The sequence below is a fragment of the Nocardioides sp. JCM 18998 genome (genome assembly GCF_055391535.1).
In genome coordinates, this window is the sequence record NZ_AP043886.1 from 4,037,295 (window position 1) to 4,063,913 (window position 26,619).

Below are 26,619 nucleotides of genomic sequence, written 5' to 3' on the forward strand. Positions count from 1 at the left end.
CGCGAAATGTGACCCCTCGAGCCGCAGGAAGTGACCCCTCAACCTTGAAGGGTGGTGAGCCGCTTGATCGCCTCGTCGTATTCACTCAGCAGCGAGGCGATGACGTCGGCGACAGGGCGTACGTCGTTCATCCGGCCGACGATCTGGCCGACCGGCATCGAGACGACATCGGGGTCGCCGGCGGCGTTGATCCGGTTGTGCGCGTCGGCGACCAGGAGGTTCTGCAGGGGCATCGGGAGCGGGTCCGGGGCATCCTCGGCCTCCCAGGCGTCGGTCCACTTCGAGCGGAGCAGCCGGGCCGGCTTGCCGGTGTAGATCTTGACCCGCCGGGTGTCGGAGGAGGTGGCGCGGGTGAAGGCCTCGACCCAGCCGGCGTGGCTGTTGAGCTGCTGATACTCCTCGGTGCCGAGCCAGATCGAGCCGGTCCACACACCCTGGCAACCCAGGGCGAGCGAGGCGGCGATCTGGCGACCGGAGCCGATCCCGCCGGCACCCAGCACGGGCACGTCGGGTCCGACCGCGTCGACGATGTCGGGCTGCAGGACCATCGAGGCGACCTCGCCGGTGTGGCCGCCCGCCTCGTACCCCTGCGCGACGATGATGTCGACGCCGTTCGCGACGTGCGAGAGCGCGTGCTTGGCGGCACCCGCGAGCGCGGCGACGGCGATGCCGTGCTCGTGCGCCTTCTCGATGACGTCGACCGGCGGGGAGCCGAGAGCGTTGGCGAGCAGCACCGGGCGGTGCTGCAGCGCGACGTCGAGGTGGGAGCGGGCGACGGAGTGCAGCCAGCCGAGCACGCCCTCGCGCCCCTCGCCCTCCGGCAGCGGCGGCACCCCGAGCGAGAGCAGCGTCTTGTCGACGAACTCCCGATGCCCCTCGGGGATGTAGGAGGACAGGTCGACGGCCGTCCCCTCGGTGGGCACCTTCATCGGCATCACGATGTCGACGCCGTACGGCTTGCCGTCGGTGTTGTCGTCGAGCCAGCTCAGCGTGCGGTCGAGCTCCTCGGCGTCGTTGAAGCGGACGCAGCCCAGCACCCCGAGGCCGCCGGCGCGCGAGACCGCGGCGGCGACGTGCTCGGAGGGGGTGAAGGCGAAGATCGGATACTCGATCCCGAACCGCTCGCACAGGTCGGTCCTCATGCGTTGGCCCCTTCCGTGGAGACGCTCATCGACGCCAGCGCGATCTGCTTGGCCGCGGGGTACTGCGCCTTGCCGGCGGCGTTGCGCGGCACCTCGTCGACCACAGCGAGCAGGCGCGGCAGCTTGTAGCCGGACAGGTGGGCGCGCAGGAACTCGCGCAGCCCGTCGAGGTCGACGTCGGCCCCCTCGCGCAGCTGTACGACGGCAGCGACCGCCTGGCCCCAGCGCTCGTCGGGCACCCCGACGACCAGGGCGTCGTAGACGCTCGGGTGGGCCTTGACCGCCGCCTCGACCTCCTCCGGGTAGACCTTCTCGCCGCCGGTGTTGATGCTGCTCGAGCCGCGCCCGAGCAGCGTGATCCGGTTGCCCTCCTCGATGCGGGCGTAGTCGCCCGGCACCGAGTAGCGCGCGCCGTCGATCTCGATGAAGGTCGCTGCCGACTTGGCCGGGTCCTTGTAGTAGCCGACCGGCACGTGGCCGCCGCGGGCCGTACGGCCGATCCTGCCGATGTCGGTCACCGGGTCGAGGAGCGTGCCGTCGTCGGCGATGATCACGGTGTGCGGACCGAGCCCGATCACCGGGCCGTCGTTGGAGATGGCGCTGGCGTCTTGCAGGCCGGTGCCCTGGAAGCCGGTCTCGGTGGAGCCGACCGAGTCGGTGAAGACCGCGTTGGGGAAGCGCGCCATCCAGCGCTCCTTGACCGCCTTGGAGAAGATCGCCGCCGAGGAGGCGACAGCGAACAGGGTCTGGCCGGAGAACGGGCGGTCGGTCTCGAGGCTGGCCTCATAGGCCTCGATCAGCGGGCGCGCCATCGCGTCGCCGGTCATGAAGACCATGTGCACGCCCTCCTGGTCGACGATCTCCCAGGTGCGCACCGGGTCGAAGCGCGGCTCGAGGATCGTCACCGTGCCGGCGAACAGGTGCATCAGCAGCGAGGCCTGCGCCCCGCCGTGCATCAGCGGCGAGAGCGGCAGCGTGACGAGCCCGGGCTCCTTGGCCTTCTCGGCCTGGTCGAACTCGCTGAGGTACGCGCCCGTCATGAAGTCGATGCCGCCGCCGAGCACGCGCCAGAAGTCCTCGTGGCGCCACATCACGCCCTTCGGGAAACCGGTGGTGCCGCCGGTGTAGATGATGTGGATGTCGTCGTTGCTGCGCGGCCCGAAGTCGCGCGTCTCGCTCTGGCCCGCGAGCGCGTCGGCGAGCAGCGCACCGTCGTACCCCTCGATCAGGCGGGCTTCTTCCTCGGTCTCCTCGTCCAGGACGTTCGGTACGGCGACCACGACGCGCAGCTGCGGCGTCCGGGGCAGCACCTCGGCGACGAGCGGCGCGTAGACGCGGTCGTGGACGAGCCCGACCAGGTCGGCGTTGTCGAAGAGGTACTCCAGCTCGCCGGCGACGTAGCGGTAGTTCACGTTGATCGCGACCGCGCGCACCTTGAAGATCGCCATCAGGGCGATCACGTGCTCGACGCTGTTCTTGGCATAGAGCCCGATGTGATCGCCCGGCCCGATGCCCTGGGCGAGGAAGTAGTGCGCGAGCCGGTTGGACGCGCGCTCCAGCTCGGCATAGGTGACGGCTCGGTCGCCCACCTGTACGGCGGGCTTGTCCGGCGCAGCGTCGACGGCGTGCTCGAAGAGATCGGCGATGTTCAGGGCCACGATCGCGACACTAGAACACGTTTCAGTTTTTCGCTAGCGTCACCCCCATGGCCGATGCACTGGTGGAGCAGGACGGGCACAAGCTCGTCGTCACGATGAACCGTCCCGAGCGCCGCAACGCGCTCTCCCAGGAGATGCTGCGGATCATGGAGTCCGCCTGGGACCGGGTCAACGAGGACCCGGAGATCCGGGTCTGCATCCTGACCGGCGCCGGGGGCTACTTCTGCGCCGGCATGGACCTCCAGAGCCTCGACGCGACCGGCGTCAGCGCCGACTTCGACGCGAGCGTCATCAAGGGACTGCTCAAGGGCTTCCGGCTGACCAAGCCGTTGATCGCCGCCGTCGAGGGCCCGGCCATCGCCGGCGGCACCGAGATCCTGCAGGGCACCGACATCCGGGTGGCCGGCACGTCCGCCCGCTTCGGGGTCGCCGAGGCGCGCTGGTCGCTCTACCCGCTCGGCGGCTCGGCCGTCCGGCTCCCCCGCCAGATCCCGTACACGATCGCGGCCGAGCTGCTGCTCACCGGGCGATCGCTCGACGCGGCCGAGGCCAAGGAGATCGGCCTGATCGGGCATGTCGTCCCGGACGGCGAGGCGCTCACCAGGGCGCACGAGCTCGCCGACATGATCGCCGCCAACGGCCCGCTGGCGGTCCAGGCGATCCTGCGCACCATGCGCGACTCCGAGGGCAAGCACGAGGACGACTGCTGGAAGGACGACGCCCGCGTCGGCGGGGCGGTGTTCACCTCCGACGACGCCAAGGAGGGTCCGCGGGCGTTCCTGGAGAAGCGCGCGCCCGTCTTCCTCGGTCGCTGACCCGGCCGGTCTCGGTGGCGGGGTGCGAGCAGCGAGCCCCGAAATCTAGGCGTGTGTCGCGCGCAGAGCCTTCTTGTCCGGCTTGCCGAGCGCCGTCATCGGGATCGCATCGGCCGGGATGACCCGCTTGGGGACGTGCACCGAACCCTTGCGGACCTTCACCACGTCCTGGATCTCCGCGACGACGGCATCGGTGAGCTCGGCTCCGGGCCGGACGACCACGACGGCGGTCACGGTCTCGCCCCACTTCTCGTCGGGCGTGCCGATGACGGCCACCTGGGCGACTGCGGGGTGGGTGGCGACAGCGTCCTCGACCTCGCGCGGGAAGACGTTGAAGCCACCGGTGACGATCATGTCCTTGGTCCGGTCGACGATGTGCCAGAAGCCGTCCTCGTCCTCGCGGGCGACGTCGCCGGTGTGCATCCAGCCGTCCCGGAACGCGGCGGCGGTCTCTTCCGGCTTGTCGAAGTAGCCGCCGGCGAGCAGAGGGCCGGCCACGCAGATCTCCCCCGGCTCCCCCGGGGCGACGGGCTTGCCCTCCGGGTCGAGGAGCGCCGTGCGGAGGTACGCGGACGGGCGCCCGCACGAGCTCAGTCTCCCCACGATCGGCCTCCCCTCGTCGTCGACATGGTCGTCCTTGGCGAGGTAGCTGATCACCATCGGCGCCTCGGACTGGCCGTAGTACTGCGCGAAGATCGGACCGAACCGCTCGATCGCCTCTGCTAGCCGGACCGGGTTGATCGCCGATGCGCCGTAGTAGACCGTCTCCAGCGAGCCGAGATCGCGGGTACGGGAGTCGGGATGGTCCAGCAGCGCGTACAGCATCGTCGGCACCACCATCAGCGAGTCGATCCGGTGCTCCTCGATCATCCGCAGCACCTCGGCCGGGTCGAAGCGCGGCGCCACGAACAGGGTCCCGCCCTTCAGGACGACCGGGACGAAGAAGGCGGCTCCGGCGTGCGAGAGCGGGGTGCACATCAGGAAGCGCGGCCTGCCCGGCCACTCCCACTCGGCCATCTGGATCTGTGCCATCGTCGCGAACGACTGCGCCATCCCGATCACGCCCTTGGGCTTGCCGGTCGTGCCGCCGGTGTAGGTGATCGAGGTGACGTGATCGGGCGGCAGGAGACGGGCCGCGAGGCGGGCCGGCGCGAAGGTGGCGGCGACCTCCGTCAGGTCGGTCCCCACCCCGTCGAGCCCGTCGGGGACGGGTCCGATGGTCAGCACCCTGGTCAGACCGGGGCAGAGCGTGAGCAGCTGGGCAGCGCGGTCGGCGAAGTACGGGTCGACGATGAGGACGGAGATGCCGGCATCGTTGATGACGTACGCCTGATCCTCGGCGGAGCCGAGCGGATGCAGCGAGGTCCGCCGATAGCCCTGGGTCTGCCCGGCGCCGAGGATGAAGAGCACCTCGGGGCGGTTGGGTGCCAGCAGTGCGGCACCGACCTCCAGACCGGCACCGAGGGACTCGAAGGCCTGGACGTACTGGCTGATCCGCGCCTCCACCTCGGCGCCGGTGAGGGTGGTGTCGCCGAGGTGGATGACCGGGCGGTCGCGGTGGCGTCGCAGCGCGGCGACCATGACGTGACCGTTGTGGGTGCCGAGGCGCAGGGAGTCCATGCGCCCGAGCCTAGCCCGAAACTAGAACGTGTTCTAGGCCTCGTTTCGCACGAATCAGGCGAAGGGGTTGACGCCGGCATCGCCGGTCGCCTCGCGCTCGGCGAGCCGCTCCCGCGCCCAGCGCGGCACGATGAAGAGCCCCTGCGCCTCCACGCTCGCCTCCCACGTGCCGTCGGGCTGCTCGACCAGGATCCGCCCCTCGGCGACCGTCTTGATGCCGGAGTTGCTGGCGACCTCGGCCTCGGCGCGCAGGCGACCCAGCGGCGTCGGCCGGACGTAGCGCATCGACAGCGTGCCCGTCATGCCCGGATGACCCACGGAGGCGGCCGCCTCGCCCAGCATCTGGTCCAGGATCAGCGCGGAGATCCCGCCGTGCACGAAGCTCGGCGGCCCCTCGTACGCCGCGCCGAGGTCGAACTCGGCCCACACCCGCCCGCTCTCGCGCTGCACCGCGAGCGGCGGCGCGACGGGGTTGCGCTGACCGATCACGGCATTGCCCCAGTGGTGCCGCCCGGAGCCGTAACTGTAGGCGACGCCGTACGACGCGGGGAGCTGCTCCTTGCGCAGCCGCGCCGTCAGCGCCTCGATCTCGGCGCGGATCGCATCCTGCTCCTCGAGGTCGATCCGGCTGCGGACGGTCGCATCGATGAGGTCGCGCACCGCGTCGGTGAGTCCGCCCGCGATCTCACGCTCGCGCTCGCTCGCCGGATCGTTGCGGCGCTGGTCGGGTTCAGCCATGCATCGCATCCTGCCGCACGGCGGCGAGGTGGCAGCGGGTGCCCGCGTAGATCGTCGACATGCAGACGTTGCAGTGGATGCATGCCGACGCGGTGGCGCGGTCGGCGGCGATGCGACTCAGCAGGTCGGGCTCCCGCAGCAGGGCGCGCCCCATCGCGACGTACGCGAAGCCCTCGGCCATCGCCTGCTCCATCGCGGGCAGGTCGGTGATCCCGCCGAGCAGGATGAGGGGCAGGTCGAGCGCCGCGCGGAACCTGCGGGCGTGCTCGAGGAGGTAGAGCGGGGTCCACGGGTACTCCTTGAAGAAGGCGTGCCCGCTGGCGCGGATGCCGAACCGCAGGAGCGCAGGCATCGGCATCCGGGCGGCCATCTCCCCGACCGGGGCGCCGCCGCGGAAGAGGTACATGGGGTTCATCAGCGAGGAGCCGGCCGTCAGCTCGAGGGCGTGCAGGTGGCCGTCGGCTTCGAGCATCCGGGCGAACTCGACCGACTCGGGCAGGTCGAGGCCGCCGCGGTAGCCGTCGCGCATGTTCAGCTTGGCCGTCACGGCCATCGGGGCACCCGTCGCGGTGACGGCCTCCCGCACGGCGGCGACGATCCGGCGGGGGAACTCGGCACGGTGGGCGAGGCTGCCACCGAAGCGGTCGGTGCGCTTGTTGAGCCTCGGGCTCAGGAACGCGCTGGCGAGGTAGTTGTGCCCGAGGTGGACCTCGATGGCGTCGAAGCCGGCTTCGGCCGCCAGCGTCGCGGCGCGGCCGTGGTCGGCCACGATCCGGTCGAGATCGGACGCGGTCGGGACACGGTGGAACCGCATCGAGAGGGGACTGAAGCCGCGACTGGGCGCGATCGAGCGGGCGCGGTTGGACGTGCCGTTGGCCACCGGGCCGGCGTGGCCGATCTGGGCACTCACCTTCGCTCCGGTGTCGTGGATCGCGTCGGTCAGCCGGCGCAGGCCGGGGACGGCCTCCGGCCGCCAGTGGATCTGCTCGGCATGGGTCCGCCCCTCGGGCGAGGTCGCGAGATAGGCGACGGTGGTCATGCCGACGCCGCCCTCGGCGACGGCGAGGTGGTAGTCGATGAGCCCGTCGGTGACCAGGCCCTGCGGCGTGGCGCCCTCGAAGGTCGCGGCCTTGATCACGCGGTTGCGCAGCGCGATCGGGCCGAGCATCGCGGGGGCCAGCGGGTCCGGGGCTGCAGGGGCGTCCACGATCGGATTGAACCACGGAACGAGAACGTGTTCTAGTCTGCTCGCCATGGGCGTGTACGTCGTGACCGGGTCCTCCTCCGGCATGGGCAAGGAGGTGGTCGCACGGCTCGAGGCCGTCGGCCATCGGGTGATCACGGTCGACGTCGGGACCGCCGAGGTGGTCGCCGACCTGTCGACGGCGGAGGGTCGCCTGGCCGCGGCCGACGCGGTGCTGGAGCGGTGCGGCGGACGACTGGACGGCGCAGTGCTCGCCGCGGGTCTCGGCCCCTCGTGCGGGAGCGATCGGGCGCGGTTGATCACGCAGGTCAACTACTTCGGCGTGGTCGAGCTGCTGACGGCCTGGCGTCCGGCGCTGGCGGCCTCAGGCTCCTCGAAGGCAGTGGTCTTCGCCAGCAACTCGGCGACCACCGTGCCGATGGTCCCGCGCCGCGCGATCCGGGCGCTGCTGGCAGGCGACGAGGAGGCCGCGGTGGCGCCGTTCCGCCGGATCGGGAAGGCCGGGCCCGCGCTGGCGTACGCCGCCTCGAAGGTCGCGCTCGCCCGCTGGGTCCGCCGCACCGCGGTCACCCCGCGGTGGGCCGGCGCCGGCATCCGGCTCAACGCGATCGCCCCCGGCGCGGTGCTGACGCCCCTGCTGGAACAACAGCTCGCGACGCCCAGCGAGGCGCGACAGCTCCGGTCCTTCCCGGTCCCGATCGGCGGCTACGGCGACCCCGGCCACCTCGCCGACTGGGTCCTGATGATGCTCTCCCCCGCCGCCGACTTCCTGTGCGGCTCGGTGATCTACGTCGACGGCGGCTCGGACGCCTGGTTCCGCGCCGACGCCTGGCCGGCCCCCGTCCGGCGGCGTGACACGCTGCGGTATCTGCGGCGGATGAAGGAGTTCAGGACGCAGCGGCGGCGACCGTGATGGTTCGTCGAGGTATGCAGCCCGACCGACACTTCCCACGGTGAGTTCCGCACGGGAAGTGCGGGTTCGGCTGCATACCTTGCCGAACAGGCACGCCCGGCCGACCATGGCAGCATGCGGGCTCCACGGTCCCTGGAACGGTGCACGATGATCGGCCTCGTCGCGGTCGGCGTGCTCGGCTGCGCAGTCGGCCTGGTGCTCGGGCTGCGCGCCTACCCTCCGACCGCCTGGGCGGCCACCTTCGAGGTCGGGATCCCGGCTGCCATCCTCGGCGCCGTCCTCGGACTCGCGTACGGCGCCGCCGGCACCCTGCTCACCCGATCCCGCCGTCGTCCCTGATCCCGCGCGCCGGATCCATCGCCCAACGAGCCAACTGGTGCGGAATGGCGTGGTGCGCGGGCAGCCGCACGCCGGTTCACACCAGTTGCCGACGGCCGCATCGCCCGGGCACCAAACCACCAGCTACGGACGGTCTCGATACGCCCTCGCCTAGCGGCTCGGGCTACTCGACCAACGTCGCCAGCGGCAGCTATGCGAGCAGCGCGGCCACCTTCCGTACCTCCTCGGGCGACTGCAGCGACAACAGCAGCGTCGTCACGCCGGTGGCCTCCCACGCGGTGACCTTCTCCTTGACCTCCTCGGCGGTGCCGACGATGTGCATGTCATCGACCAGCTCGTCGGGCACCAGCGCGGCAGCCTCGTCCTTCTTGCCGTCGAGGTACAGCGTCTGCACCTCGGCGGCGAGCTCCTCGTAGCCCATCCGCACGAAGACGGCGTTGTGGAAGTTCTGGTCCTTGGCGCCCATGCCGCCCATGTAGAGCGCGACGAAGTGCTTGAGGAAGTCCAGGACACCCTGCTTCTCCTCGGCCGACTCCACGATCTGGAGGTGGCAGGTGGCCGCGATCTCGAAGCTCTCGCGGGTGTGGCGGGCGCCCGGGCGGGCGAAGCCCTCGTCGAGCCACGGCTGGTACATCGCCGCGGACTTCGGGGTGTAGAAGATCGGCACCCAGCCGTCGGCGATCTCGGCGGTCTGCGCGACGTTCTTCGGGCCCTCGGCACCGAGCCAGATCGGGATGTCGGCGCGCAGCGGGTGCACGATCGACTTGAGCGGCTTGCCGAGGCCGACCGACCCCTCTCCGCCGTACGGCAGCGGGTAGTGCGGCCCGTCGTTGGTCACCGGCGCCTCCCGGGCGAGGACCTTGCGGATGATGTCGACGACCTCCCGCGTCCGGGCGAGCGGCTTGCCGAACGGCTGGCCGTACCAGCCCTCGACGACCTGCGGGCCGCTGACGCCCATGCCCAGCACGACCCGTCCGTTCGAGAGGTGGTCGAGCGTCAGGGCGTGCATCGCGATCGAGGTCGGCGTCCGCCCGGACATCTGCACGATCGAGGTGCCGAGGCGCACGCGCGAGGTCTCGCGCCCCCACCAGGCCAGCGGCGTGAACGCATCGCTCCCCCAGGCCTCCGCGGTGAAGATCGCGTCGAACCCGGACTCCTCCGCGGCGGCGACCAGCTCGCCGACTCCGGCAGGGGGCTGAGCGCCCCAGTAGCCCAGCTGCAGACCCAGCTTCATCCTTACCTCCGTTGGTCGAGTAGCGGCCGAGGAACGAGGTCGCGTATCGACACCCGACCATTGCCAGAAATAGTAGAACGTGTTTCACTTTTGCGCATGACGCCCCCCTCCACGGCGGTGCTGCACCAACCGCTGACCCTAGAGTTCGACTACACCCGATCGCTAGGCCCGGTGCTCTCCCAGTACATGTCCGGGCTGGCCGCCAAGCAGGTCCTCGGCGGCGTCCTGTCGGATGGCCGCGTGGCCGTCCCGCCGCCCGAGTACGACCCGCTGACGCACGCCCAGCTGACCGAGATGAGGCCCGTCGCCGACGAGGGCGTCGTGGTGACCTGGTCCTGGGTCGCGATGCCCCTGCCGGACCAGCCGATCGACCACCCGTTCGCGTTCGCGCTCGTCCTCCTCGACGGTGCGGACACCCCGCTGCTGCACGCCGTCGATGCGGGCTCCCCGGACGCGATCCGGACCGGCATGCGGGTCCGCGCCCGCTGGGCCGCCGAGCGCGTCGGCTCGGTCCGGGACCTGGCGTGCTTCGAGCCGGCCTCGGAGGTCGAGCCCGTTGGGACCGTGGGGGTCTCGACAAGCTCGACCTCCGGGGTCTCGACAAGCTCGACCTCCGAGGTCTCGACGTCCGGGGTCTCGACAAGCTCGACCTCCGGGGTCTCGACGTCCGAGGTCTCGACCACCATCACACCCGTCAGACTCGCATACGACTACGCCGCCTCCCCCGAGGAGTCAGCGTTCGGGCGTGGCCTGAAGGAGGGCCGGATCCTGGCGCAGGCCTGCCCGGTCTGCCACAAGGTCTACGTGCCGCCGCGCGGTGCCTGTCCGGTCGACGGGGTGCCGACCAAGGACCCGATCGAGCTGTCCGACACCGGCATCGTCACGACGTTCTGCATCGTGAACGTGCCGTTCCTGGGCCAGCGGATCAAGCCGCCGTACGTCTCCGCGTACGTGCTCCTCGACGGCTCCGACATCGCCTTCCTCCACCTCATCCTCGGCGTCGAGGTGGGCGAGGTGCGGATGGGCATGCGGGTCAAGGCCGTGTGGAAGCCCGAGGGCGAGCGCAGCCACTCCATGGAGACGATCAGTCACTTCGAGCCGACCGGGGAGCCGGACGCCGACTACGAGAGCTATCGGAGGCACCTCTGATGAGAGACGTCGCAGTGGTGGGCTTCGCCCAGCGCCAGATGCGCGAGTTCGACGGCTCGCCGAACTGCATCGAGCTGCTCGTGCCGCTCCTCCAGGAGTTGTGGGAGCAGACCGGCTGGACCAAGGAGGACATCGGGTTCTGGTGCTCCGGCTCATCGGATTACCTGGCGGGACGCTCCTTCAGCTTCGTGACGGCGATCGACGCGCTCGGCGCGGTGCCGCCGATCAGCGAGTCCCACGTCGAGATGGACGGCGCGTGGGCGCTGTACGAGGCCTGGATCAAGATCCAGACCGGCGAGGCCGACACCGCGCTGGTCTATGGCTTCGGCAAGTCGTCGGCGAGCACGCTGCGCCGCACCCTGGCCCTGCAGCTCGACCCGTACACGCTCACCCCGCTGTGGCCCGACACGGTCTCGATCGCGGGCCTGCAGGCCCGCGCCGGCATCGAGCAGGGCGCCTGGAGTGAGAAGGAGATGGCCGAAGTCGCCGCCCGCTCCCGGACGAGCGCGACGAGCAACGAGTACGCCGTGCGCCGCGGCGAGACCAGCATCGACGACGTCCTCGCCCAGGACCTGTTCGCCGACCCGCTGCGGCGTTGGGACTGCGCCCCGGTGACCGACGGCGCCGCCGCCATCGTCATCGCCGCCACCGACGCGCTGCCGAGCACCGACAAGGTGGGCCGGCCCGCGGTGATCAGCGGGATCGCGCACAGCGTCGACAGCCCGAGCCTGGGCCTGCGCGACCTGACCCGCTCCCCCAGCGCCGCCCGCGCAGGTGCCGCCGCGGGAGCCGGCGCCGGCGGCCTCGGCGACGTCACCGTGGCCGAGCTGCACGCGCCGTTCAGCCACCAGGAGCTGATCCTGCGCCGCGAGCTCGGCCTGGGCGACGACGTCGCGATCAACCCGTCCGGCGGAGCGCTCGGCGGCAACCCGATGTTCAGCGCCGGCCTGATCCGGATCGGCGAGGCCGCCACCCGGATCTGGTCCGGCGAGGCGGACAAGGTGCTGGCGCACGCGACCAGCGGCGCCGCGCTCCAGCAGAACCTGGTGTGCGTGATGGCCTCTCGACAGGCTCGATGACCGGAGGATGAGATGAGCAAGACACCCGCAGCCGTGGTCGGCGTGGGCCAGACCCACTACCGCGCCAAGCGCGACGACGTCTCGATGCCCGGGCTGCTGCGCGAGGCGATCGACCGCGCCCTCGCCGACGCCCAGCTCACCTTCGCCGACATCGACGCGGTCGTGGTCGGCAAGGCGCCGGACTTGTTCGAGGGCGTGATGATGCCCGAGCTCTTCCTGGCCGACGCGATCGGCGCGAGCGGCAAGCCGATGATCCGGGTGCACACCGCCGGCTCGGTCGGCGGCTCGACAGCGATCGTGGCGGCCTCGCTCGTCCAGTCGGGCGTACACGAGCGCGTCCTCACCGTGGCCTTCGAGAAGCAGTCGGAGTCCAACGCGATGTGGGCGCTGTCCATCCCGGTGCCGTTCACGATGCCGGTGCACGCTGGCGCCGGCGGCTTCTTCGCCCCGCACGTGCGCTCCTACATCCGGCGCTCCGGCGCCCCGACCGAGGTCGGCGCGATGGTCGCCGCCAAGGACCGCCGCAACGCGCTGAGCAACCCGTACGCCCACCTCCGCAACCCGGACACCACCGTCGAGACGGTGCTCGCGTCGCAGGTGCTGTGGGACCCGATCCGCTACGACGAGACCTGCCCGTCCTCCGACGGAGCCTGCGCGATGGTGATCGCCTCCGAGGGGGCGGTGAAGGCCTCCGGCGTCACCAACCCGGCCTGGATCCACGGCCAGGTGATGCGCTCGGAGCCGCTCGCGTACGCCGAGCGCGACCAGGCCAACCCGTGGGCCGGTCGCGACGCCGCGGCCTACCTGTGGCGCTCGACCGGCGTCTCGGATCCGCGCACCGAGATCGACTGCGCCGAGATCTACGTGCCGTTCTCGTGGTTCGAGCCGATGTGGCTGGAGAACCTCGGCTTCGCCGGCGAGGGCGAGGGCTGGAAGCTCACCGAGAAGGGGGTCACGGCCCTCGACGGCGATCTGCCGATCAACATGTCGGGCGGGGTCCTCTCCTCGAACCCGATCGGGGCCAGCGGCATGATCCGGTTCGCCGAGGCCGCGCTGCAGGTGATGGGCGAGGCCGGCGAGCACCAGGTCGACGGGGCCCGTCGGGCGCTCGGGCACGCGTACGGCGGCGGATCCCAGTTCTTCGCGATGTGGGTGGTGGGTTCGGCGCCGCTCTAGTGGGAACCTCGACGGTGTGACCACAGACGCTACTCCCATCGTCATCGTCGGCGGCGGCCTGGCCGCCGGCACCGCCATCACCTCGCTGCGCGAGAAGGGGTACGACGGCCCGCTGGTCGTCTTCGCCGCCGAGGCACACCTGCCGTACGAGCGCCCGCCGCTCTCGAAGGGCTACCTGATGGGCAAGGACCCGGCCGAGAAGGCGCTGGTCCACGACGCGGCCTGGTATGCGGAGCACGACGTCGACGTCCGCACCGGCGTACGGGTCGAGGCGATCGACGTCGACGCCCACACCGTCACCGCGGGCGGCGAGAGCCTCGCGTACAGAAGCCTGCTGCTCGCGACCGGCGCCTCTCCCCGGCGCCTTCCGCTCGCCGACGAGGCGGGCGTGCCGGTGACCTACCTGCGCACTCTCGAGGACTCGACCGCGCTCAAGACCGAGCTGCGCGAGGGTCGGCGGATCGGCGTGATCGGCGGGGGCTGGATCGGCCTGGAGGTGGCGGCTGCCGCACGCGGCGCGGGTGCCGAGGTGACGGTGCTGGAGATGGCCGCCCAGCCGCTGCTCGCCGTGCTGGGCGCGGAGGTCGCCACGATCTTCGCCGACCTGCACCGCAGCCACGGCGTCGACCTGCGCACCGGGGTGAAGGTCGTCGCGATCGAGCGGACCGGGACGGGCGGTGCGCGCATCGGGCTCGAGGGCGGCGACGCCGTCGAGGTCGACCATCTGGTCGTCGGCGTCGGCGCCGTACCGGCGGTCGAGCTGGCCGAGGCCGCCGGGATCGTGGTGGGCGACGGCATCCGCACCGACGCGCACCTGCGTACCTCCTCACCCGAGGTCTACGCAGCCGGCGACGTCGCGAACGCCGACCACCCGGCGCTGGGGCGCCCGGTCCGCGTCGAGCACTGGGACACCGCCATCAAGCACGGCGAAGTGGCCGCCGCCAACCTGCTCGGCGGCGACGAGGTCGCCGACGCGCTGCCGTACTTCTTCACCGACCAGTACGACCTCGGCATGGAGTACGTCGGCAACTCCGGGCCGGACGGGTTCGACCGGGTCGAGATCCTCGGCGACGTCGCCGGGCTCACCTTCAAGGTCTGGTGGCTGCGCCGCGACGAGGCGAGCGGTCAGGACCGGGTGGTGGCGGGCATGCACGTCAACGACTGGGACGCCATCGACGAGATCCGGGCGACGGTCGGCACCCTGCGCTGACACCCGGCCCCACCCCCGAACCCCCGAATTTGCAGCTAGGACCGCCGAGTTTGCAGGTGTACCTGCAAACTCGGCGGTCCTAGCTGCAATCTCGGCGGGGGAACAACCGCCGGACCCGCGAGGGGGATGAAGCGAGTCCGACGGCCGCTCCTCGGCCCGTCACCCTCCGCGATAGGTGACGGGCAGCTCCTTGATCCCGTTGATCCAGGCGTGCCGCAGCCGGCGCGGCTCCCCGTTGGGCCGGATGTCGGGCATGCGGTCGGCGATCTTGTCGAAGATGATCTCGATCTCGAGGCGAGCCAGGTTGGCGCCGATGCAGTAGTGCGCCCCGTGCCCGCCGAACGCGAGGTGCGGGTTGGGGTCTCGGGTGATGTCGAACTTGTCGGGGTTCTCGAAGACATCCTCGTCGTGGTTGCCGCTGGCGTAGAAGAGGCCGACCCGGTCGCCCTTCTTCACGTCGATGCCGCAGATCTCGACATCGTTGATGGCGGTGCGCTGGAAGACCGTCACCGGGGTGGCCCAGCGGATCACCTCGTCGACCATCGTCGAGGGCCGGTCCCGCTTCCACAGGTCCCACTGCTCGGGGTTGTCGAAGAACGCCTTCATGCCGTGCGTGATGGCGTTGCGGGTGGTCTCGTTGCCGGCCACCGCGAGCAGGATGACGAAGAAGCCGAACTCGTCGTCATTGAGCGCGCCGTGACCGTCGACGTCGGCGTTGACGAGCTTGGAGATGATGTCGTCCTGGGGCTCGAGCTTGCGCTCGGCGGCCAGGCCCATCGCGTACCCGAGGATCTCGGCGGCCGCCAGGGCGGGATCGGCGTCGTACTCCGGGTCGTCGTAGGCCAGCATCTGGTTGGACCAGTCGAACAGCTTGCGCCGGTCCTCCTGCGGTACGCCGAGCAGCTCGGCGATCGCCTGCAGCGGCAGCTCGGCCGCGACGTCGAAGACGAAGTCGCCCTCTCCCTTGGCCAGCGCCTCGTCGATGATCTGGTCGGCACGCTCGACGAGGGTGTCGTGCAGGGCGTTGATCGAGCGCGGGGTGAAGCCCCGGCTGATGATCTGGCGCAGCTTGGTGTGGTCCGGCGGGTCGTGGTGGATCAGCATGGCCCGCTGCAGCTCGACCTGCTCGCGGGTCATGTCCGCGGCGAACCGGATGATCACGCCGTTCTCCGCGGTGGAGAAGTCCTTGTTGTTCTTCGAGATCGCGGCGATGTCAGCGTGCTTGCTGATCGCCCAGAAGCCGGTGTCGAGGAAGCCGGCCCGAGCCTCGGGCAGCTGCTCGACCCACCACACGGGGGCCGTCTTACGAAGCTCGAGAAACTCCTGCAGCGGCACGCGCTGCTCACCGATCTCGGGATCGGTGGGGTCGAAGCCGACGGGGAGTGCTGTCACCAGAGTGCTCCTCACGCACGAATTGAAACACGTTCTAGTTATCGTGACATGACCGAGCTGCCCCGACAACCCTTTCGGCCTCATGCTTGCCAAAAAATAGGAACACGTTCTACTTTTGCAGACATGGGCACCCCTGTGATCGTCGACGCTGTCCGCACCCCGATCGGCAAGCGCCGTGGCGGGCTCGCCGGAGTCCACCCCGCCGTCCTGCTCGGAGCCACCATGGTGGAGGTGATCAAGCGCGCAGGCGTCGACCCCGATCTCATCGATCAGGTCGTCGGCGGCTGCGTCACCCAGGCGGGCGAGCAGTCCAACAACATGGTCCGGCGCGCGTGGATGCACGCGGGGCTGCCGAACCGCACCGGCTCCACGGTGATCGATGCCCAGTGCGCGTCCGGCCAACAGGCCGCCCACCTGGTCAACGCGCTCATCGCCGGCGGGGCCGTGAAGGCGGGCATCGCCTGCGGCGTCGAGTCGATGTCACGCCTCCCCCTCGGCGCGAACGTCCCCGACGGGGCGGGCGACCCGCGACCCGCGGACTGGTCGATCGACCTGCCCAATCAGTTCCAGGGTGCCGACCGCATCGTCGCGAGCCGTGGCTTCTCGCGCGCCGAGGTCGACGCGTTCGGACTCTGGTCGCAGCAGAAGGCGCGAGCCGCCCAGGACGCGGGCCACTTCGAGCGCGAGATCTTCTCGCTCGAGACACCGGTGCTCGACGAGACCGGCAAGGCCACCGGCGAGCTGCGTACGGTCGCGCGCGACGAGGGCATCCGCGACACCTCCCTGGAGAAGCTCGCTGCACTCAACCCGGTGCTGCCCGACGGCACCCACACCGCCGGCACGTCCTCGCAGATCTCCGACGGCGCCGCCGCGCTGCTGATCATGGACTCCGACCTGGCCGCGTCGCTCGACCTCAGGCCCCGGGCCAGGATCGTCACCTCGTGCCTGGTCGGCGCCGACCCCTACTTCCATCTCGACGGCCCGGTGCAGGCCACCGAGCAGCTGCTCGCCGACTCCGGGATGAGCATCGGCGACCTGGACCTGTGCGAGGTCAACGAGGCCTTCGCCGGCGTGGTGATGTCGTGGGCGAAGGTCCACGCCGTCCCCGAGGACAGGATCAACGTGAACGGCGGCGCGATCGCGCTCGGCCACCCGGTCGGCGCCACCGGCGTCCGGCTCATCACCACCGCGCTGCACGAGCTGGAGCGGCGCGACGCCAGCACCGCCCTGATCGCGATGTGCGCCGGCGGAGCCCAGGCATCGGGCACCATCATCGAGCGGATCTGAGGAACCCATGGCGAAGGAAGCGATCGTGACCGAGGCCGAGTACGTCGTCGTCGGGGCAGGCAGCGCCGGCTGCGCGGTCGCCGGCAAGCTGGCCGCGGCCGGCAGGACCGTCGTCCTCATCGAGGCGGGCAAGAAGGACCAGCGCAACATCCTGGTCACCAAGCCCGGCATGATCGGGCCGCTGCACGCCGAGCCCAAGCTGAAGAAGCTCGTCGACTGGGGCTACCACACCGTCCCGCAGTCCCACGCGCTCGACCGCGAGCTCCCCCAGCCGCGCGGGAAGGTGGTCGGCGGCTCCAGCTCGATCAACGGCCTGCTCTGGGTGCGCGGGAACCGGGCCAACTACGACTCATGGGCCGACGAGATGGGCGAGGCCGGCAGCGCGTGGAACGCCGATGCCGTCAACGCGCAGTACCAGGGGATCGAGGACTTCGAGGACGGTGCCTCCGACTTCCGCGGCGCCGGCGGCCCGATCAAGGTCACCCGTCACACCCAGCCGACCGAGGCCTCGACGATGTTCAAGGAGGCGGCCGCCCAGACGCTCGACGTCAAGGTGCTGGCGGACTACAACGCCGGCGAGCAGGAGGGCTTCTCCACCTTCCAGCAGAGCGCCTACCGCGGTCAGCGCTACTCCGCCGCGAAGGGCTACCTGCACGAGCGCGACCTGCCGACGCTCTCGATCCTGACCCAGGTCCAGGCGACCCGGGTCGTGCTGGACGGCACCCGGGCGACCGGCGTCGAGGTGGTCGACGGGAGCGGCCGGCGACAGGTCGTACGCGCGACGACGGAGGTCGTGCTCTCGGCCGGCGTCTTCGGCTCCGCCCAGCTGCTCCAGCTCTCGGGGATCGGTCACGCCGCCGAGCTCGCGAAGCACGGCATCAGCACCGTGGTCGAGCTGCCGGTCGGCGACAACCTGCACGACCACATGTTCGTACCGACGACGTTCGAGATGCCCTCGGCCCTGCACCACGGCACGGCGGGCTACTTCGCCAAGGGCTTCGTCAAGGAGATGACGCGAGGCGGGTCGTTCCTGGAGAACACCGTCTTCGAGACCGTCGGGTTCGTCCGTACGTCCCAGGCCGGCAACGTCCCGGACCTACAGCTGCACGTGCTTCCGTGGGCGTACCCCTCCCCGAACCAGGACGCCCCGATCCGGCACGAGGTCGACAAGCGCTCCGCCCTGACGATCATGTCCTCGCTCATCTACCCGAGGTCGCGCGGCACGCTGCGGCTGCGCTCCGCTGATCCGCTGGCCGAGCCGTTGATCGACTTCAACTACCTCGCCGAGCCGCACGACCGACAGGTCCTGCTCGAGGGCATCGCGATGATCCGCGACATCATGGCCAATCCGCTGCTGAAGAGCCACGTGAAGTCGGAGATCCACCCGGGCGCCGCCATCGACATGGAGGCGATGAAGGCCGAGATCCCCAACCGGGCGACCTCGATCTACCACGGTGTCGGCACGTGCCGGATGGGCGTCGACGAGCGGGCGGTCGTCGATCCGCAGCTGCGGGTGGTCGGGATCGACGGCCTGCGGGTCGCCGATGCCTCGATCATGCCGTCGATCATCGGCGGCAACACGAACGCGCCGTCGGTCATGATCGGCGACAAGGCCGCCGACCTCATCCTCGCCGGATCGAACAACGGAGCCTGATCATGGCCGCTGCACTGCCCACCTCCATCACGCCGTCCCTGCTGGCGGAGCTCGTCGAGCGGGTTCCGTCGACATCGGGCGGGACCTGGAAGCTCACCGAGGTCTACTCCGGCGAGGTGCTCGTCGAGCTCCCCCAGTCGACACCCGCCGACGTCGCCGAGGCCGCCGCCGCCGCGCGGGTGGCGCAGCTGGCCTGGGCGGCGACGCCCCTCAAGGAGCGGCTCGCCGTCTTCGAGCGCGCCCACGAGCTGATCCTCCAGAACCAGCACACCATCGCCGACCTCATCCAGGCCGAGTCGGGCAAGTCCCGCCGGATGGCGTTCGAGGAGGCGTGCGATCCGGTGATGGTGATGTCGCACTACCTCAAACGCGCCCCCAAGGTTCTCGCGCGCCGGCGCCACGCGGGCCCGGTGCCGGTGCTCTCGCACTCGACCGAGGTGCACGTGCCGCGCGGGCTGGTCGGGATCATCGCGCCCTGGAACTTCCCGTTCGCCACCGGGCTCTCCGACGCCGTACCGGCGCTGATGGCCGGCAACGCCGTCCTGCTCAAGCCGGACAACAAGACCGCCCTGTCGCCGCTGTACGGCATCGCGCTGCTGGAGCAGGCCGGGCTGCCGCACGGACTCTTCCAGGTGGTCTGCGGCGAGGGCCCCGAGGTGGGGCCGACGCTGATCGACAATGTCGACTACGTGATGTTCACCGGCTCCACCGGGACCGGGCGGTTCATCGGTGAGCGCTCCGGGCGCAACCTGATCGACTGCTGCCTCGAGCTCGGCGGCAAGAACCCGATGATCATCCTCGACGACCTCGATGACGCGGCGCTCGACGAGAACATGTCCGGGATCCTGTTCGCGGTCTTCGCCAACACCGGCCAGGTCTGCATGCACATCGAGCGGATCTACGTGCCCGAGGCGATGTATGCGACATTCCGCGACCGGTTCGTCGCCGCGGCCTCCGCGCTCGAGCTGGGTGCGGCGTACGACTTCGGCCCGGAGATCGGCGGGCTGATCTCGCCCGATCACCTGGCTCGCGTGCAGTCGCACGTCGAGGATGCGGTAGCGCGCGGAGCTCGGGTGCTGTGTGGGGGCCGCGCGCGACCCGACCTCGGGCCGACGTTCTTCGAGCCGACCGTGCTCGAAGGGGTCACCACGGAGATGCTGCACGGCACCGTCGAGACCTTCGGCCCGGTCGTCGCGCTGCACCCCTACCACTCGCTGGACGAGGCGATCGCCCTGGCCAACGACACCGACTACGGCCTCAACGCCTCGGTCTGGGGCCGCGACATCAAGCGTGCTGTCGCCGTCGCGGACCGGATCGAGTCTGGCAACGTCAACATCAATGACGGCCTCGCCACCGCGTACGCCTCCAAGGGCAGCCCGTCCGGCGGGTTGAAGACCTCCGGCGTCGGCGCCCGGCACGGCGACCAGGGGCTGCTGAAGTACACCGACGTGAAGAACATCGCGGTGCTCAAGAAACAGGTGATGCAGCCCCAGGGCAAGCAGACCTATGCCGACTACGCCAAGCAGATGCAGACGTCGCTGAGGTGGATGCGCAAGCTGCGTCTGCGCTGACTCGGCCCTCCCGCACCGCCGACTCGGCCCTCCCGCACCGCTGCGTAGCCTCGGGTCGTGCCCCGGACCGACATCACGACCGCGTACGACGTACGCGCCGACGAGTACATCGAGAAGCTGGGCTCGCTCGATCAGATGGCACTCCGCGATCGGGAGTCGATCCGGACATGGCGCGACAACGTCGCCGGACCGCTCCTCGATGCGGGCTGCGGCCCGGGTCACTGGAGCGAGCTGCTGTGTGACCGCGGGCGACACGAGGTCGTCGCGATCGACGGCTCACGCAGCTTCGTGGCGGCGGCACGTCGCCGCTTCCAGCATCCTCGGTTCGTCCGCGGCGACCTCGCCGCGCTCCCACTCCGCTCCGGATCGATGGGCGGCGTGCTGGCGTGGTACTCCGTCATCCACACCCCGCCGATCGACCTCCCCGACCAGCTGGGTGAGCTCGCCCGGGTCCTGACGCCGGGCGGCTCGCTCCTGCTCGGCTTCTTCGACGGCGCGGCCGGGACAGCGTTCGATCACGCCATCACCACGGCGTACTTCTGGTCCGCCGAAACGCTGGGCGACCTGCTCGCGCCGCACGGGCTCGCCGTCGAGCGCTCCGAGTCCCGCCAGGATCCGGGCGTGCGACGCCATGGCTCGCTCGTCGCCGTACGCCGGCCCGGCGCCTGATCCTGTCGCACGTGCCCGAGGGCCAAGTCGAGCGTGCCCGAGGGCCAAGTCGGGCGTGCCCGAGGGCCGAGTCGGGCGTGCCCGAGGGCCGAGTCAGGTGCCGTAGACGGGCTCGGGGGTGGGTGCTTCTGCCAGCAGCTCCTGCAGCGCCGCCCCGACCTCGGCCGTCTCCCACCGGCGGCCGAGGTCTCGGGTGGGGCCGTGCGCCCAGCCGTTCTCGACCGTGATCCGGCCGCCGTCGATCTCGATGACCCGGCCGGTCACCGGCCCGGCCTCCTCGGAGGCGAGCCAGGCGACGATCGGCGCGTTGTCCTCCGGGAGCGCCATCGCGGCCAAGGAATCCGCGTCGAAGCCGCTGGCCGTCATCCGGGTCTTCGCGACCGGGGCGATCGCGTTGACCGTGACGCCGTAGCGAGCCAGCTCGGCCGCGGCGACGAGGGTCAGGCCCGCGATCCCGGCCTTGGCCGCCGAGTAGGTGGCCTGACCGATGGAGCCCTGCAGCCCCGCACCGCTCGAGGTGTTGATCACCCGCGCGATCGGCTGTCGGCCGGCCTTCGACTCCTCGCGCCAGTAGGCACCGGCGTGACGCAGCGGGGCGAAGTGACCCTTGAGGTGGACCCGGATCACGGCGTCCCACTCCTCCTCGGCGGTGTTCACCAGCATCCGGTCGCGGACGAAGCCCGCGTTGTTGACCAGGATGTCCAGCCGCCCGTACGCCTCGACCGCCTGTCGCACCATCGCCTCGGCCTGCCCGAAGTCCGCGACGTCGGCACCGTTGACCACGGCATCGCCCCCGCCGGCCAGGATCTCGGCCACCACCTCGTGCGCCGGCGAGTCCTCCTTCTCCCCCGCGATCGAGACGCCGAAGTCGTTGACCACGACCTTCGCGCCCTGACGGGCCAGCTCCAGTGCGTGCGCGCGGCCGATGCCGCGGCCGGCGCCGGTGACGATGGCGACCCGGCCTTCGAGGATGGGTGACATTGCTGCTCCTTCGATCGGGGCGTCTCGACAGGCTCGACGTCCGGGGCTCTCATTCGACGGGCTCGACGTCCGGGATTCTCAGTCGATGTGCAGGAAGACCGGCGGCTCCCCGCCGCCGTCGCAGGCGAGGCTGGCGCCGGAGACGTACGACGCGAGGTCGCTCACCAGGAACGCGGCCACGCGGCCCACCTCGAGCGGGTCGGCCATCCGGCCGAGCGGGATGGTGCGCTCGATCGCGGCGACCCGCTCGTCGCTGCCGTAGTGGTCGTCGCTGTGCTCGGTGCGGCACAGGCCGACGTCGATGGCGTTGACCCGCACGCGCGGTCCCCATTCCATCGCCAGCGAGCGGGTGAGCGAGTCGAGGCCGGCCTTGGCGGCTCCGTACGCGGCGATCGTCGGCGCGGGACGGTGCGCGGAGATCGAGGAGATGTTGATGATCGCGCCGCCGCCGGGCTGCTGCTGCATCACGGCGTTGGCGGCCTGGGCGACCAGCAGGGGCGAGAGCAGGTTGAGCTCGACGATCTTGGCGTGGAACCGCGGCGACGCGGTCGCGGCCTCGGCTGCCGGCGCACCGCCGGCGTTGTTGACCAGGATGTCGAGCGAGCCCGCCTCGCGGGTGATCGTGGCGATCATCGCGCCGACGGCGTCGGCGTCCCGGATGTCGCAGACCAGGTGGCGCGGTTCCTGCGGCTTCGAGGCACGCGGCGCTCGCACCTCGACCTCCGGGGCGCTGCGAGAGCAGACGTAGACAGTCGCGCCGGCGTCGGCGAGGACAGCGGCGATGCCGGCGCCGATGCCGCGGGTGCCGCCGGTCACCAGGGCGACACGACCGGTCAGGTCGAGCGACAGCGCCATCACAGCCCTCCTCGGAGACGTCGGAATCTGTACCAACCAAGCGATTGCTAGGTTACCAAGCAAGCGTTAGGTTTTGTCCATGCCGATCACCTCCGAACTGCGTGACGACGGCATCCGTCTGATCACGCTGGACCACCCGCCGGTCAACGCCCTGACCGTCCAGGGCTGGCTCGACCTGGCCGCCGCCCTCGATGCCGCCAGCGCCGACGACGAGACCAAGGTCGTCGTGCTGCGAGCCATCGGCAAGGGGTTCAACGCCGGCGTCGACATCAAGGAGATGCAGACGACGAGCGGCTTCGAGGCGCTCATCGGCGCCAACCGCGGCTGCTACGCGGCCTTCAAGGCGGTGTACGAGTGCGCGGTCCCGGTGATCGCGGCCGTCAACGGCTTCTGCCTCGGCGGCGGGGTCGGGCTGGTCGGCAACGCCGACGTGGTCGTGGCCAGCGAGGACGCCTACTTCGGCGTGCCCGAGGTCAACCAGGGCGCGCTCGGGGCGGCCACCCACATGGCCCGCCTCGTCCCCCAGCATCTGATGCGCACGCTCTACTTCACCGCTCGCACGATCACCGCCTCCGAGCTGCTCACCCACGGCTCGGTCTATGCCGTCGTAGCGCGCGAGCGACTCGACGAGACGGCCCTCGAGCTCGCCGCGGAGATCGCGAGCAAGGACACCCGGGTCATCCGCGCAGCGAAGGCCGCGCTCAACGGGATCGACCCGATCGACGTCAACAAGAGCTACCGGTTCGAGCAGGGCTTCACCTTCGAGCTCAACCTCGCCGGTGTCTCGGACGAGCTGCGGGACGTGTTCGCGGGGACGACCAAGGCGGTCTCGACAGGCTCGACCTCCGGACGGGTCTCGACAGGCTCGACCTCCACCGGCTCGACCTTCGAGGAGTCGGTGTGAGCATGCGACCCCGGGACAAGCGGATGACCCTGGACGACGTCGTCGGTCGGCTCGAGAGCGGCATGACGATCGGCATCGGCGGGTGGGGCTCGCGGCGCAAGCCGATGGCGCTCGTACGGGCCATCCTGCGCTCCGACCTCACCGACCTCACACTGGTCAGCTGGGGCGGGCCCGACGTGGGGCTGCTGGCGCGGGCCGGGCGGATCCGCAAGCTGGTCTACGCGTTCGTCTCGCTGGACTCGATCCCGCTCGAGCCGCACTTCCAGGCCGCGCGGCAGAACGGGACGATCCCGGAGATTGTCGAGCTCGACGAAGGCATGTTCCAGACCGGTCTGCGCGCCGCGGCCCAGCGGCTGCCGTTCCTGCCGACGCGGGCCGGACTGGGCTCCGACGTGCTGGTCAACAACCCCTGGCTGCGGACGGTGGAGAGCCCCTACCCCGGTCCCGACGGCATTCCCGAGACGCTGGTCGCGATGCCTGCCCTCGAGCTCGACGCAGCCCTGCTGCACCTCAACCGCGCCGACATGCACGGCAACGCGACCTACCTCGGCCCCGATCCCTACTTCGACGACCTGTTCGCGATGGCCGCCGCACGCACCTACGTCTCGGTGGAGCAGGTCGTCGACACCGCCGGGCTCACCGCGGGCCCCTCACCGGTGCCCGTGCAGCGGCTGCTGCTGAGCCGGATCCAGGTCGACGGCGTGGTCGAGGCGCCGGGCGGTGCGCACTTCACCTCGTGCACTCCGGACTACGAGCGCGACGAGCGGTTCCAGCGGGCGTACGCCGAGGCGGCCAAGGACGACGACGCGTGGGCGGCATTCGAGCAGCGGTTCCTCTCCGGCGACGAGGCGGCCTACCAGGCCGCGGTGAAGGAGCTCGGGAATGAGTGAGGCGACCCGCTCCGAGGTGGTCGCTGCCGCGATCGCCGACTGCTGGGCCGAGGACGGCGAGATCTTCGCCTCGCCGATGGGGCTGCTGCCGACGCTCGGCGCGCGGCTGTGCAAGATGACCAGCAACCCCGATCTGGTGATCTCGGATGGGGAGTCGGTCTTCCTCGCCGCGCCGCCACCGCTGGGCTCGGGCGCGGGCGCGGCGGAGGGCTGGATCCCCTTCCTGAAGGTCTTCGACGTGGTCGCGAACGGACCGCGCCACGTCATGATGGGCGCGACCCAGCTCGACCGTACGGGCAACCAGAACATCTCCGCGATCGGCCCGTTCGCCCAGCCCAAGCGCCAGCTGCTCGGGTCCCGCGGCGCTCCCGGGAACACGGTCAGCAACCGCACCTCCTACTGGGTGCCCAAGCACTCCGTCCGGGTCTTCGTGGACCAGGTCGACATCGTCTCCGGCGTCGGCCGGGCCCGCGCCGAGGCGGCCGGGCCCGCGGCGACCCGCTTCCACGACCTGCACCGGGTCGTCACGGATCTGGCCGTGCTCGACTTCGACGGCCCCGGCGGCACGGTGCGGTTGCGCAGCGTCCACCCGGGGGTGGTGGTCGACGAGGTGGTCGCGGCGACCGGCTTCGCGCTCGCGATGCCGGGCGAGGTGGCCACCACCCGCGAGCCGACGTCGACCGAGCTGATGCTGATCCGCGACGTCCTCGATCCGGGGCGGCTGCGGGAGAAGGAGGTCCCGTCGTGATCGAGCAGTTGCTCGCCACCCCGCTGACCGAGCTGACCGGGGTGCGCCACCCGGTGGTGCAGACCGGCATGGGCTGGGTCGCCGGCCCGTCGCTGGTCAGCGGCACCGCCAACGCCGGCGGTCTCGGCATCCTCGCCTCGGCGACGATGACGCTGGCCGAGCTGGAGAAGGCGATCGTCGAGGTCGGCTCGCGCACGACGATGCCGTTCGGGGTCAACCTGCGCGCGGATGCCGGCGACGCCGCCGACCGCTGCCGGCTGCTGATCGATCACGGTGTCAAGGTCGCCTCCTTCGCGCTCGCCCCGAAGCCCGAGCTGATCGCGATGCTCAAGGAGCACGGGATCGTGGTCATCCCCTCGATCGGGGCGCCCAAGCACGCGGTCAAGGTGGCATCGTGGGGAGCCGACGCGGTGATGATCCAGGGCGGCGAGGGCGGCGGCCACACCGGATCGGTGCCGACCACGCTGCTCCTCCCCTCGGTCCTCGACGCGCTCGACGCGGCCGGCACGCCGATCCCGGTCGTCGCCGCCGGCGGGTTCTTCGACGGCCGCGGGCTGGCCGCGGCACTCTCGTACGGCGCCGCGGGCATCGGGATGGGCACCCGCTTCCTGCTGACCGCGGACTCGCGGGTGCCGCAGGCGGTCAAGGAGCTCTACCTCGCAGCCGGCCTGGACGGCACCGTCGTCACGGCCAAGGTGGACGGGATGCCGCACCGGATGCTCCGCACCGAGCTCGTGGAGTCCGTCGAGGAGTCATCGGTGCTGCGCCGCGCCGTGCCGACGCTCCGGCGCACGCTGGAGTTCAAACGGGCCTCCGGGATGACCTGGCAGCAGCTGATCGCCGACGGGCGGGCGATGAAGCACGCCCAGGGCCGCTCGCTCGCCCAGCTCGCTCTCGCCGCCAACACACCCACGATGCTGCGCTCCGGCCTGGTCGAGGGCGACACCTCCGCCGGCGTGCTGGCGGCCGGCCAGGTCGTCGGGCTGCTGAGCGACCTGCCGAGCTGCGAGGAGCTGATCGATCGGGTCGTCACGGAGGCGGCCGCACGGCTGCGGCATGCGGGTGCGGCGGTGGTGGTGGTGGTGGGGTAACACGGTGTCCACGCAGGTAGCAGCGGGACGCAACCGGCTGCTACCCACCGCGAACACCGTGTTACCCCTCCCGAACGTCGTGTTACCCCTCCCGCGGGGCGACGACGATGCCGGGTGAGGCGACTCACGCGTCCGACGATGCCAACCCCCGCCCCACCGACCGCTAGAGTCGCAGCATCGACTCGTCATGCTCTCGCCGCGAGTTGTCCGCATGTCGAAGGTCGTCGTCCTAGACGAGATCCTCCATGCGCAGCCCCGCCAACCTGGCGATCCGGCTGTTCGGCGAGACGCATACAGAGA

24 protein-coding genes are annotated in these 26,619 nt (G+C 70.8%); 15 read left to right on the plus strand and 9 right to left on the minus strand.

The genetic code is table 11. The annotated features are described in order from the left end of the window. Positions 1 to 38 precede the first annotated feature (38 nt). Complete coding sequence (locus tag ACZ5L9_RS18960) at positions 39 to 1,142, minus strand: NAD(P)H-dependent flavin oxidoreductase (protein ID WP_464530931.1); 1,104 nt, start codon at positions 1,140 to 1,142, stop codon at positions 39 to 41. Further along, positions 1,139 to 2,800 carry an acyl-CoA synthetase gene (locus ACZ5L9_RS18965; protein WP_464530934.1) on the minus strand — a complete coding sequence of 554 codons (1,662 nt, stop codon included), beginning with the start codon at positions 2,798 to 2,800 and terminating at the stop codon, positions 1,139 to 1,141. The genes ACZ5L9_RS18960 and ACZ5L9_RS18965 overlap by 4 nt, the downstream gene beginning before the upstream one ends. A gap of 47 nt (positions 2,801 to 2,847) precedes the next feature. On the opposite strand from ACZ5L9_RS18965, the gene ACZ5L9_RS18970 reads away from it, so the two are divergent. Then, complete coding sequence (locus ACZ5L9_RS18970) at positions 2,848 to 3,615, plus strand: crotonase/enoyl-CoA hydratase family protein (RefSeq protein WP_464530937.1); 768 nt, start codon at positions 2,848 to 2,850, stop codon at positions 3,613 to 3,615. A 45-nt stretch (positions 3,616 to 3,660) separates the two neighbouring features. Here ACZ5L9_RS18970 and fadD8 read toward each other — a convergent pair whose 3' ends face one another. Genes fadD8 through ACZ5L9_RS18985 form a run of 3 tightly spaced genes read right to left on the minus strand, consistent with a single transcriptional unit; the run spans position 3,661 to position 7,180 of the window. Continuing rightward, positions 3,661 to 5,235, minus strand: coding sequence for a fatty-acid--CoA ligase FadD8 (fadD8, locus tag ACZ5L9_RS18975; RefSeq protein WP_464530940.1), 1,575 nt, complete (start codon positions 5,233 to 5,235; stop codon positions 3,661 to 3,663). Between the two features lie 54 nt (positions 5,236 to 5,289). Next, positions 5,290 to 5,973: a PaaI family thioesterase gene (locus tag ACZ5L9_RS18980; RefSeq protein WP_464530942.1), complete on the minus strand. Its 684-nt coding sequence runs from the start codon at positions 5,971 to 5,973 to the stop codon at positions 5,290 to 5,292. Continuing rightward, a complete protein-coding gene (locus ACZ5L9_RS18985) occupies positions 5,966 to 7,180 on the minus strand; it encodes an NADH:flavin oxidoreductase (RefSeq protein ID WP_464530944.1) in 1,215 nt (404 codons plus the stop codon). Before ACZ5L9_RS18985 ends, ACZ5L9_RS18980 begins: the two co-directional genes overlap by 8 nt. Positions 7,181 to 7,226: 46 nt before the next feature. Between ACZ5L9_RS18985 and ACZ5L9_RS18990 the strand changes: the two genes are divergently transcribed. Then, positions 7,227 to 8,090, plus strand: coding sequence for an SDR family oxidoreductase (locus ACZ5L9_RS18990; RefSeq protein ID WP_464530947.1), 864 nt, complete (start codon positions 7,227 to 7,229; stop codon positions 8,088 to 8,090). A gap of 147 nt (positions 8,091 to 8,237) precedes the next feature. Then, a complete protein-coding gene (locus ACZ5L9_RS18995) occupies positions 8,238 to 8,429 on the plus strand; it encodes a hypothetical protein (RefSeq protein ID WP_464530950.1) in 192 nt (63 codons plus the stop codon). Positions 8,430 to 8,619: 190 nt separating this feature from the next. On the opposite strand, the gene ACZ5L9_RS19000 is transcribed toward ACZ5L9_RS18995, so the two are convergent. Beyond that, positions 8,620 to 9,663, minus strand: coding sequence for an LLM class F420-dependent oxidoreductase (locus tag ACZ5L9_RS19000; RefSeq protein ID WP_464530952.1), 1,044 nt, complete (start codon positions 9,661 to 9,663; stop codon positions 8,620 to 8,622). A 96-nt stretch (positions 9,664 to 9,759) separates the two neighbouring features. Between ACZ5L9_RS19000 and ACZ5L9_RS19005 the strand changes: the two genes are divergently transcribed. The 4 genes from ACZ5L9_RS19005 to ACZ5L9_RS19020 are packed head-to-tail and all read left to right on the plus strand — an operon-like array spanning position 9,760 to position 14,277. Further along, positions 9,760 to 10,812: a Zn-ribbon domain-containing OB-fold protein gene (locus ACZ5L9_RS19005; protein ID WP_464530955.1), complete on the plus strand. Its 1,053-nt coding sequence runs from the start codon at positions 9,760 to 9,762 to the stop codon at positions 10,810 to 10,812. Then, on the plus strand, positions 10,812 to 11,891 hold the full coding sequence (locus tag ACZ5L9_RS19010) for a thiolase domain-containing protein (RefSeq protein ID WP_464530958.1): 1,080 nt from the start codon (positions 10,812 to 10,814) through the stop codon (positions 11,889 to 11,891). Before ACZ5L9_RS19005 ends, ACZ5L9_RS19010 begins: the two co-directional genes overlap by 1 nt. Before the next feature lie 12 nt (positions 11,892 to 11,903). Beyond that, on the plus strand, positions 11,904 to 13,067 hold the full coding sequence (locus ACZ5L9_RS19015; RefSeq protein WP_464530962.1) for a thiolase domain-containing protein: 1,164 nt from the start codon (positions 11,904 to 11,906) through the stop codon (positions 13,065 to 13,067). A gap of 16 nt (positions 13,068 to 13,083) precedes the next feature. Beyond that, entirely contained in the window at positions 13,084 to 14,277 is a 1,194-nt protein-coding gene (locus tag ACZ5L9_RS19020; RefSeq protein ID WP_464530965.1) for an NAD(P)/FAD-dependent oxidoreductase, read from the plus strand. Between the two features lie 159 nt (positions 14,278 to 14,436). Here ACZ5L9_RS19020 and ACZ5L9_RS19025 read toward each other — a convergent pair whose 3' ends face one another. Beyond that, the gene (locus tag ACZ5L9_RS19025) at positions 14,437 to 15,669 is read right to left on the minus strand and encodes a cytochrome P450 (RefSeq protein ID WP_464530969.1); all 1,233 of its coding nucleotides are present in this window, start codon (positions 15,667 to 15,669) and stop codon (positions 14,437 to 14,439) included. A 123-nt stretch (positions 15,670 to 15,792) separates the two neighbouring features. On the opposite strand from ACZ5L9_RS19025, the gene ACZ5L9_RS19030 reads away from it, so the two are divergent. The 4 genes from ACZ5L9_RS19030 to ACZ5L9_RS19045 are packed head-to-tail and all read left to right on the plus strand — an operon-like array spanning position 15,793 to position 20,850. Continuing rightward, positions 15,793 to 16,956, plus strand: a complete 1,164-nt coding sequence (locus ACZ5L9_RS19030) for a steroid 3-ketoacyl-CoA thiolase (RefSeq protein WP_464530971.1) — start codon at positions 15,793 to 15,795, stop codon at positions 16,954 to 16,956. Between the two features lie 7 nt (positions 16,957 to 16,963). Beyond that, positions 16,964 to 18,610 carry a GMC family oxidoreductase gene (locus tag ACZ5L9_RS19035; RefSeq protein WP_464530973.1) on the plus strand — a complete coding sequence of 549 codons (1,647 nt, stop codon included), beginning with the start codon at positions 16,964 to 16,966 and terminating at the stop codon, positions 18,608 to 18,610. A 2-nt stretch (positions 18,611 to 18,612) separates the two neighbouring features. Next, complete coding sequence (locus ACZ5L9_RS19040) at positions 18,613 to 20,181, plus strand: succinic semialdehyde dehydrogenase (RefSeq protein ID WP_464530976.1); 1,569 nt, start codon at positions 18,613 to 18,615, stop codon at positions 20,179 to 20,181. A 57-nt stretch (positions 20,182 to 20,238) separates the two neighbouring features. Continuing rightward, positions 20,239 to 20,850, plus strand: coding sequence for a class I SAM-dependent methyltransferase (locus ACZ5L9_RS19045; RefSeq protein WP_464530980.1), 612 nt, complete (start codon positions 20,239 to 20,241; stop codon positions 20,848 to 20,850). 93 nt (positions 20,851 to 20,943) lie between these two features. On the opposite strand, the gene ACZ5L9_RS19050 is transcribed toward ACZ5L9_RS19045, so the two are convergent. After that, positions 20,944 to 21,831 carry an SDR family oxidoreductase gene (locus ACZ5L9_RS19050; RefSeq protein WP_464530984.1) on the minus strand — a complete coding sequence of 296 codons (888 nt, stop codon included), beginning with the start codon at positions 21,829 to 21,831 and terminating at the stop codon, positions 20,944 to 20,946. A 78-nt stretch (positions 21,832 to 21,909) separates the two neighbouring features. Continuing rightward, entirely contained in the window at positions 21,910 to 22,686 is a 777-nt protein-coding gene (locus ACZ5L9_RS19055) for an SDR family oxidoreductase (RefSeq protein ID WP_464530986.1), read from the minus strand. Between the two features lie 79 nt (positions 22,687 to 22,765). On the opposite strand from ACZ5L9_RS19055, the gene ACZ5L9_RS19060 reads away from it, so the two are divergent. From ACZ5L9_RS19060 to ACZ5L9_RS19075, 4 genes are read left to right on the plus strand one after another with little or no spacing between them, the layout of a single operon-like run. After that, entirely contained in the window at positions 22,766 to 23,590 is an 825-nt protein-coding gene (locus ACZ5L9_RS19060; protein ID WP_464530989.1) for an enoyl-CoA hydratase family protein, read from the plus strand. 2 nt (positions 23,591 to 23,592) lie between these two features. Further along, positions 23,593 to 24,480 carry a CoA transferase subunit A gene (locus ACZ5L9_RS19065; protein ID WP_464536924.1) on the plus strand — a complete coding sequence of 296 codons (888 nt, stop codon included), beginning with the start codon at positions 23,593 to 23,595 and terminating at the stop codon, positions 24,478 to 24,480. After that, positions 24,473 to 25,228, plus strand: a complete 756-nt coding sequence (locus ACZ5L9_RS19070) for a CoA-transferase subunit beta (RefSeq protein WP_464530991.1) — start codon at positions 24,473 to 24,475, stop codon at positions 25,226 to 25,228. The genes ACZ5L9_RS19065 and ACZ5L9_RS19070 overlap by 8 nt, the downstream gene beginning before the upstream one ends. Beyond that, positions 25,225 to 26,319 (plus strand): NAD(P)H-dependent flavin oxidoreductase, encoded by a 1,095-nt coding sequence (locus ACZ5L9_RS19075; RefSeq protein WP_464530993.1) that lies wholly within the window; start codon positions 25,225 to 25,227, stop codon positions 26,317 to 26,319. The genes ACZ5L9_RS19070 and ACZ5L9_RS19075 overlap by 4 nt, the downstream gene beginning before the upstream one ends. Positions 26,320 to 26,619: the final 300 nt, after the last annotated feature.